Source organism: Vibrio sp. 10N.247.310.24 (genome assembly GCF_041467175.1).
In the GTDB taxonomy this organism is placed as follows: domain Bacteria; phylum Pseudomonadota; class Gammaproteobacteria; order Enterobacterales; family Vibrionaceae; genus Vibrio; species Vibrio tasmaniensis_A.
This window is the reverse complement of the sequence record NZ_JBFSUD010000127.1, coordinates 1-7946: the sequence shown is the minus strand read 5'-3', so window position 1 is coordinate 7946 and position 7946 is coordinate 1. Positions and strand designations below refer to the sequence as shown.

Here is a 7946-nt window from a genome sequence, read left to right as displayed (position 1 = left end):
AAGAGAAGCTGCTTAGTAAACAAGCGAATGATGACAACTACCTTGAAAAACGCCGGTAGTTTAGGTTGGTTTGTTGACTGAATCTAAATCGAGCCCATGTAGTACCGGTAAGTGCGTTGATATCAACATTAAGGAACAGATCGTTTTCACCGGCATCTAACAGGTAATCTGTAAACACTTGTTCGTTAGCGCCATCGAAGCTGCCATCTTGGTTCCAGTCTATCCACGCCGAAAGGTAACCGGTTGTTGAAGCTTCAATCACCACTTTTGAATCAAGCCCGGCTTCAAGCGCCGTAACAAAACCGATACCACCGTTTGCCCACTCGTCATCAATGCCAACACTTTCATCCGATTGTGGAGTTACGTAGCCATCAAGGTCGGCATCGGGTGCATCAGTGCCTAACCAAGTCACACCATCAAGTTCATGTCGAGGACCATTGCTGGCGAGTAGGGTTAGGTAGCTGTCTGGCGCATCACCAAAGTCGATGTTGGAATCTTCATCCACAACTGGCGCATTCGCACAACGAGCGCCATCATTTTGATTAGAAGAAGGCCCATTCGATACAAATTCAACGGCTGGAACAATTCCTGCTGCGATATTGCTCGCGTTGTCTGGAGACAGATTGATACGGTAGATTTTCCCGTCTTGATTTCGAGATACGTAGTAATAGCCGTTTACATCAAAATAACCCGCTCCGAATGTACCTAACTCACCAGTATCACCGATGTAAGTTTCGGCACCGGTTGTAGGATTGAAGCTGTATAAGCCTCCGGAGTTATTATCGATACCATATAAAGAACCATCACTTGGGTGGAAAGCGAAATCAGTCAGTTTACGGTTGCCGGGCTACCAGCTATTTTGTTAACTGTAACAGTCGCGTTTGGGTCGGCGTCTAACGGCGATAGATCAACGGTGAACAAGCCTTTTCCTGTACGGTAAAGGTAATACACATGGTCATAGACATCGCCGACATAGAAAGTGTGATCGGTTGGTAATCCACTGGTATTGATCACTTCTGCTTGGAAATCCTGTCCAAGGCGAACCAAGCGTTTATTGGTAGTGTCATAGCCATAAATATATCTGTCTTGAAAGTCGAAACCAACACCATTGATATTGGCGTTCATGCCCGTATCGTCTTCTAACAGGGTGGTTGAGCCTGTCACTAGGTTCACGCCCCAAACTTGTACGGGTGTCGATTGGAATAGGTAAGCCTGGCTCGGACAGGTATCGAATGGCGCTGCGTTGGCGACCAAAGGCGCACTTAATAGCAAACTTAACGTTGTAATTCTCATATCTACATCCTTGTCATAGAAGGTCTAGATACTTTTACAAGTTACGTGCCACTTTTAAGTTGTTGATTTTTTATTGTTTATATTCTAAATCACTGAGATGTGCAATATATTCTCGAAATGAGAATTCAAATGAAACTAATCTTTTATAGATCATTTCAAATTGATAAATCGATTTGAGAAGCTGATGTTGAGACCTAAAAAAGCCCTGACTTTTAGTCAAGGCTTAGGTTGTCGATTAGAGGGGGATATGCTTAGTCTATCCGCACACCGAGCAATTAGGCATCTTCATTAAATTCATTTCACGCCAGCTGTGAGACATGGCATCGAGAATTAAAAGTTTGCCTTGCTTTGGTTGTCCAAACTGAGCAATAACCTTGATAGCTTCCAAAGCTTGAGCTGCGCCCACCATGCCAACTACCGGTGCCATCACACCCGCTTCAACACAGCTTAGTGCAGCGTTGCCGAATAGAGCACTCAAGCACTGATAACACGGTGCGTCAGTATCTTGATAAGTGAATACGCTGATCTGGCCTTCCATACGAATAGCAGCACCAGAAACTAATGGTGTTTTCGATGCGTAGCACAAGCGGTTCAACTGATTACGTGTTTCCACGTTGTCACTGGCATCAAGAACTAACGAGTGCGCTTCAATTAACTTTGCAAGCGCTTGATCATCAAGCCTGTGGTCGACGGTTTCAATCGTCAGATGAGGGTTCAATACCTGCAGCGACTCAGCTGCCGAATCGACTTTCTTCTTGCCAATATCAGCATCGGCGTGAAGGACTTGTCGCTGTAAGTTTGAAAGCTCGACAATATCATCATCGATCAGTGTTAGCTTACCAATACCCGCAGTCGCAAGGTATTGGGCAGAGGCACAACCTAAACCTCCAGCTCCTAAGACTAAGATTGAGCTCTGCTTTAGCGCTTCTTGGCCTTCAAAATCAAACTGCTTAAGAATGATTTGACGGTTGTAGCGAAGCATCTCTGCGTCAGACAGTATTTCCATCAGTAAGCCTCGTTAGTAAAGCGTCGAGTTAAACAGTTGGATCTGAACCGTTTCACCGACTTCAACACGGCCGCGTTCGCGCTCTAGTACCACAAAGCAGTTTGCTAAACTCATTGAGCGGAAAGCGCCAGAGCTTTGGTTACCCGTTGTTTCTACCACAAATTGACCGTTTTCAATCGAGTAAATGCCACGCTGGTAATCAGTACGGCCTGGGCCTTTTTTGAATGCAGACTTGGTGATAGCAGGAATAGATTCCGGAGCTGTCCACGCTGTGTGACCAGCCAATTTAGCAAGCATAGGTTGAACCAAAACATACATGGTCATCATCGCCGATACTGGGTTACCCGGTAGGCCGCAGAACCACGCGTTATCCAACTCACCAAATGCGAACGGTTTACCGGGTTTGATAGCTAGCTTCCAAAAACCGATTTGCCCCAGTTCTTCAAGAATGTCTTTCGTGTAATCAGCTTCGCCAACGCTTACGCCGCCAGAAGTCACAACCACGTCTGCTATTTGCTGTGCTTTCTCGAACGTCTCTTTAAGCGTTGCAGTGCAATCTGGGATGATGCCTAGGTCTATAGCTTCACAACCAAACGCTTCAATTAGTGGTTTAATGCCGTAGCGGTTGCTGTCGTAGATCTGACCGTCTTCAAGAGGTTGACCTAGTGGCTTTAGCTCATCGCCGGTAGAAAAGAACGCGACTTTAGGCTTCTGTAACACTGTCACGTGGCTCACACCCAGCGAAGCAATCATTGGAATGTCACGAGGTGTTAAACGTTCACCGCGGCTAAGAACGATATCACCTTGTTTGATGTCATCACCAGTAGGGCGAATATTATTGTTCAGCTTGATGTCGTCTTGTTGAATTTCAATGCCAGTATCAGTTTCAACCGTATTTTCTTGCATGATTACGGCGTCACAACCTTCAGGGATCTTTGCGCCAGTCATAATGCGAATACAGGTGTTGCTTGGCCATTCACCTTCGAACGGTTGGCCTGCAAAAGATTTGCCTGCTAATGGTAGTACTTTACCGTTCTCTAGGTCTGCTAAGCGCAGTGCATAGCCATCCATTGCTGAGTTATCAAAAGGAGGTACGAAAATAGGGGAAAGAATATCTTCAGCAAGGACATAACCTAATGCTTCAGCAAGAGGTAGAGATAAAGTCGTTTGGATTGGTTTGATTGGTGATAGCAGCTTATCTAGTGCTTCTTCAATTGGCATTAAGCCCGGAGCGTCGCAACAGCCCATAATTGAAATCCTTTGGTCGTTATTATTTTGATTTAGTGGTTGGCAATAGTGGCTCCATAATTATCAAATCACAGATGTTCGCCAACGAAATTGCAGCCACTTTAGCATAGTTTAAGCCCCGTAAATAATGACCTCCCTTAAAATATGGGTGTATTTAATCAAAATTCCGAGTATCCTTGTTTGCCATCCAGAAGGGGTATTAAAAGAGGAAGTTCAATGTCAGGTCTTAGCGAATCAGCGAAGTTGGTTAAAGATGCGCTAGCAAGCCGCGGATTAGAGACACCAATGCGTCCTAACCAGGTTAGCCGAGAAGAGAAAAAGGAACGAATCGAACACCATATGCGTGAGATTCTAACTCTCCTTGAACTTGATCTTGCAGATGACAGTCTGGAAGAAACGCCGCAACGTATTGCAAAAATGTATGTGGATGAGATTTTCTCTGGTTTGGATTACGCCAATTTCCCTAAAATCACCGTGATCGAAAACAAGATGGGTGTTCGTGAAATGGTTCGTGTAAAAGACATTACCGTCACCAGCACATGTGAGCATCACTTAGTCACCATTGATGGTAAAACCGCAGTCGCTTACATTCCTCAAGGTAAGATCATTGGTCTTTCGAAGATCAACAGAATCGTTCGTTTCTTTGCTCAACGTCCTCAAGTTCAAGAGCGCATGACACAGCAAATCCTTGTAGCATTGCAAACGCTACTAGAAACGGATGATGTTGCTGTAACCATGGATGCGGTTCATTACTGCGTGAAATCTCGTGGTGTAATGGACGCAACCAGCGAAACAACAACAACAGCTCTGGGGGGGATTTTTAGATCAAACCCAGCAACGCGCCATGAGTTCTTACACGGCCTGCGTTAGAACTAAACCTATTCAGATAAAAAAACGGAGCATTATGCTCCGTTTTTATTGGTTGCTTCATAAGCCTACAGATTTACTATTTTCTTAAACTCTTCCTCTGAGTATTTCTTCTCTGTGCTTTTAGTCAAATCTGTAATCATTTTGTATCTAAGCTCAGTTGCCATATCTAAGGTACGCTTAAGCTGTCCGTATGAGTAGTCGGCAGCCATGTTCAGAGCCGCTTGTTTATCTACTTTATACATGTCTGTTAACGTTTTATCTAAGTGTGCGACCTGCTTGTATAGTTGAGTTTCTTCTTTGTCCCAAGTTGCTTTTAGTACTGGTAAATACTTATCTGGGTTTGTAGAAGCGAGGGCGGTTAAACTACGGAACTGCCAATAAGCAGAGTCATCACTGTAGTTATCATCGCCTACTTGGTACGCTTTTGGGTAATCTTGTAGGGTTGAGTATAACGGCACTAAAACAGATTCTGGTAACACGCCGAGGCTTTGCCAAATAATACCTTGAAGCTCTTCTGGCATCTCAGGGCGAAGCTGAATAATATGCGACTCTAGTTGACGTTCAACTCTAATTGGTCGTTTCGATTTTCCTTCCAAAACAGTGTCTTTATAAGTCGCGCTAAGTACCTCTGCCACATTTTCAACTGAGATTTTTGTATCAGGTTTCATAAACAAAGGGTATTGCGTCATGCGACTTTGTTGATGCAGCGAAGGTGTCAGTATTTTTTGGCCTAACCATTCACGATCGATATTATACTCATCACCAATAACTCCGAATGCTTTTGCAAAATTGAAAGATTTTTCATCTGCGTTATCAAGCAGTTTGTTTTGTTCTACAAACTCGAATATGTCTTTTGAATGCAGTACCTCTTTGTTTGCCAAGTTCACACCATGTACACGTAAGCCATTTGCAATCATGGCGTAACTGTCATCTGGTACTTTTACAGCAATCCAATGGTGGCCTGAACCAATTTCAAATAACCACGCCTCATTGGTGTCTGCAATATACAAACTATTTCCTTCACCAGCACCATAGGTTTCGATGTAATGACCGAGTAACTCTACGGCTTGTTTTGCGTTTTCTGCCTGAGGAAGGATTAACGTAGGTATAATGGCTTCGATTACGCCATTGTCGATTAAAGGATCTACCTTGGCGACTTTGTCGTTTATTTCTGCGCTGGTTGTTGCTGAAATGGCAACGTTGTGTTCATTAATCCCACGTTCTTCATAGAATTTTCCGTCGCGATTAACGGTATCCGCATCCCAGTCTGGTATCGCAGAGTAAGCAAAGAAGTGCTTTGGCATCGGAACAATTAACCCGTTACCTAACTGCCAGTCACCTTCTTGGTTATCTTGCGCAGGTCGATACTTTAGGTATTTGTTCCAGTTGTTAATGCTAAAATCTTCATTACGAGCAATCATAATGCTACCGTCGCTCGACGCTTCTTTACCAACAATAAGCCCAGTACAAGCTATCGCATTACTGCTTAGAGCGACAGCTACTGCAGTTGCAAGAAAGGATACAGACCATATTTTCATTTTAATTCTCCGCTTATAAAACAAGATAATTTAAAGTTAACGTTAGTTGTATTTGCAGGTTTTTTATTATCATTTTATAAAATTAAGTGTACTTATCATCACAAGAGAAAATGCTTCTGCTCGTCACATAACTGATATTTCCATTTGAGAATAATTATCTGAAAAATATGCACTTTTTGAATAAATTGATAAGTTATAGTTGTAAAGTAACCTTGCCATATACGTAGCTTTAATTCGTCGTGTTATGAGAAGTATCATTATCACAACAAGACTTTGTTCGTCTCTAACGTATGGTTTTTGGGCTGCAATCGGATAAACAACAGTGCTGAAGCGCGGTATCTTGTGGGGGCTTTTTTGTGCTTGCAATGAAGTAAACTGCAATGACTGAGAATGTCGTCATTCTCTAAAGCGAGGAACGAGTGTAATAGGGAATCTGTTTGTCTGTGTAGTTTCTGACTTGGTATTAGATCCTCAACTCAGTCGTTCCTCCTTCTCGAGGATGACGGTGAGTGAGTAAAATACGAGGGTGGGGGTGCAGAGTGTATTCTACGCCAGCCTATTAGAAGCAAACACTGATGATCTTGCAGAATGAGTGACTTAGTTACTTTCGTCATTCCCTAAAGTGAGGAACGAGCGTAAGAGGGAATCTGCATTTTCGATATGGATTGGTTGGAACGGAAATTAGATGCGCTTTACAGAATCTATAAAGCGCAAATTTGGGTACAGCAGCTGGTGGAATGCTTAAGAAAGATTAAACAAACGCTTAAAGTAATGAACAAAACCGGACGGCTTATTCTCAGCTTGATAGAGGTTCAAACCATCATAAAAACTTGCCATGAACTCTACGCGAATCTCATCATCACTGCTTCTCGATATGCGAGACAACAGCGTAGCGGCTACAGCAGCATGATCATTAGCAAGGCTGTAATCCATTCCTAGTCGTCCTTGAATGAACAACCACAAATGAGTGATTAACTGTAACTGCTGAGCGTTAGAGTTTTGAAACTTGTCGCTGTGCTCAGTGCCCACTGTAGTATCGAATACATTTTGCATTGCCTCATTCGCTTCTTTATTGCTTTCAAAGCGATAGCTTGCATCGATATGTACCTTGGTTAACAGGCCGAGCAACGTCTGACGTGCAGAGTTGTCCGGCTTGTTCTCGCAAGCGTGTCTAAACAGAGCATGGTTTTCATCAATAAATGACTTTAACTCTTTTTCATAGCCAGTCGTCAGCGCTTTTACTGAATCGAGACCAGCGAGCTGTAAACACGCTTCGAGCTTAGTTTGGCGCTGAGGTTCAGTCTGAGTTTGGGTCTCAGTCATTACTCTGTAGCTCTTCCCACGTTACTTCTGCAGATTGCGTGTCGCTGTTTACGAACGCAGAGTTACCCGACAGCATCACTGAAAGGTCCATAGTACGTTGTGTCATCGCTGCTAGCTGCTCAATACCATCGTTGTCTAGACGAACGATCTGAGCCTTCAGATAACCGAATTTACCTTTGTTCTGTTCCCACCAAACATTCGATTTAGTGTTGAAGCTGAACACGCTCACAGACTTAGATAAGCGAGTCGCCTTCTTAACGCGTTCTGGATCGGGTTCACCAACATCAATCCACTCTAAGATTTGGTCATCTAACGACTTCTGCCATAAATCGGGTTCTTCAATGCTAGACAACCCTTTAGTGAACTCAAGTTCAGGAGATGCATTGATACAGAAAGCAATGATACGAGCCATCATGCGTTGTTCTGTTTCAGAAGGGTGTTGAGCAACCGTTAGATTAAAAGAGTCGTAATAGTCGCGATTCATATCGGTTAAAGAGATGCGAAACTTAAAGATTGTTGGTTTGAGAGCCATTGATAGGGTGTCTTAGATAGAAATAGTGGGGGGATGTTACCTTAAATCTCTGAATAGCGTGTAAAAAAATAGCCAGCAGAGGCTGTAATGCCGTTCACTTAAGAGTGAACGGCATTTTTGTTCTTAGCATACCGTT

Annotated in this window: 6 protein-coding genes and 1 pseudogene; 1 reads left to right on the top strand and 6 read right to left on the bottom strand. The window is 43.4% G+C overall.

Annotated elements, in window-relative coordinates; genetic code table 11:
* Positions 1-55: 55 nt before the first annotated feature.
* From AB6E08_RS22030 to moeA, 3 genes and pseudogenes are all read right to left on the bottom strand, one after another.
* Positions 56-1293, bottom strand: a pseudogene (locus AB6E08_RS22030) (DUF6923 family protein); the annotation flags it as partial.
* 256 nt (positions 1294-1549) lie between these two features.
* The gene (gene moeB, locus AB6E08_RS22025) at positions 1550-2299 is read right to left on the bottom strand and encodes a molybdopterin-synthase adenylyltransferase MoeB (RefSeq protein WP_372067684.1); all 750 of its coding nucleotides are present in this window, start codon (positions 2297-2299) and stop codon (positions 1550-1552) included.
* A 12-nt stretch (positions 2300-2311) separates the two neighbouring features.
* Complete coding sequence (gene moeA / locus AB6E08_RS22020; protein ID WP_065679931.1) at positions 2312-3547, bottom strand: molybdopterin molybdotransferase MoeA; 1236 nt, start codon at positions 3545-3547, stop codon at positions 2312-2314.
* A 216-nt stretch (positions 3548-3763) separates the two neighbouring features.
* Between moeA and folE the strand changes: the two genes are divergently transcribed.
* Positions 3764-4417, top strand: coding sequence for a GTP cyclohydrolase I FolE (gene folE / locus AB6E08_RS22015; RefSeq protein ID WP_004731548.1), 654 nt, complete (start codon positions 3764-3766; stop codon positions 4415-4417).
* Positions 4418-4482: 65 nt separating this feature from the next.
* Here the strand turns inward: folE and AB6E08_RS22010 are convergent, their stop codons facing one another.
* From AB6E08_RS22010 to AB6E08_RS22000, 3 genes are all read right to left on the bottom strand, one after another.
* Positions 4483-5955 (bottom strand): C69 family dipeptidase, encoded by a 1473-nt coding sequence (locus AB6E08_RS22010; RefSeq protein WP_372067688.1) that lies wholly within the window; start codon positions 5953-5955, stop codon positions 4483-4485.
* A gap of 741 nt (positions 5956-6696) precedes the next feature.
* On the bottom strand, positions 6697-7278 hold the full coding sequence (locus AB6E08_RS22005) for a hypothetical protein (protein ID WP_372067691.1): 582 nt from the start codon (positions 7276-7278) through the stop codon (positions 6697-6699).
* Positions 7271-7810, bottom strand: a complete 540-nt coding sequence (locus AB6E08_RS22000) for a YaeQ family protein (protein ID WP_017101705.1) — start codon at positions 7808-7810, stop codon at positions 7271-7273. Before AB6E08_RS22000 ends, AB6E08_RS22005 begins: the two co-directional genes overlap by 8 nt.
* Between the last annotated feature and the right edge of the window lie 136 nt (positions 7811-7946).

What these genes read in the sequence shown, in the direction of transcription:
- AB6E08_RS22010 (WP_372067688.1), bottom strand. Translation starts at nt 5,955, where the DNA reads ATGAAAATATGGTCTGTATCCTTTCTTGCAACTGCAGTAGCTGTCGCT.
- moeA (WP_065679931.1), bottom strand. Translation starts at nt 3,547, where the DNA reads ATGGGCTGTTGCGACGCTCCGGGCTTAATGCCAATTGAAGAAGCACTA.
- AB6E08_RS22000 (WP_017101705.1), bottom strand. Translation starts at nt 7,810, where the DNA reads ATGGCTCTCAAACCAACAATCTTTAAGTTTCGCATCTCTTTAACCGAT.
- moeB (WP_372067684.1), bottom strand. Translation starts at nt 2,299, where the DNA reads ATGGAAATACTGTCTGACGCAGAGATGCTTCGCTACAACCGTCAAATC.
- AB6E08_RS22005 (WP_372067691.1), bottom strand. Translation starts at nt 7,278, where the DNA reads ATGACTGAGACCCAAACTCAGACTGAACCTCAGCGCCAAACTAAGCTC.
- folE (WP_004731548.1), top strand. Translation starts at nt 3,764, where the DNA reads ATGTCAGGTCTTAGCGAATCAGCGAAGTTGGTTAAAGATGCGCTAGCA.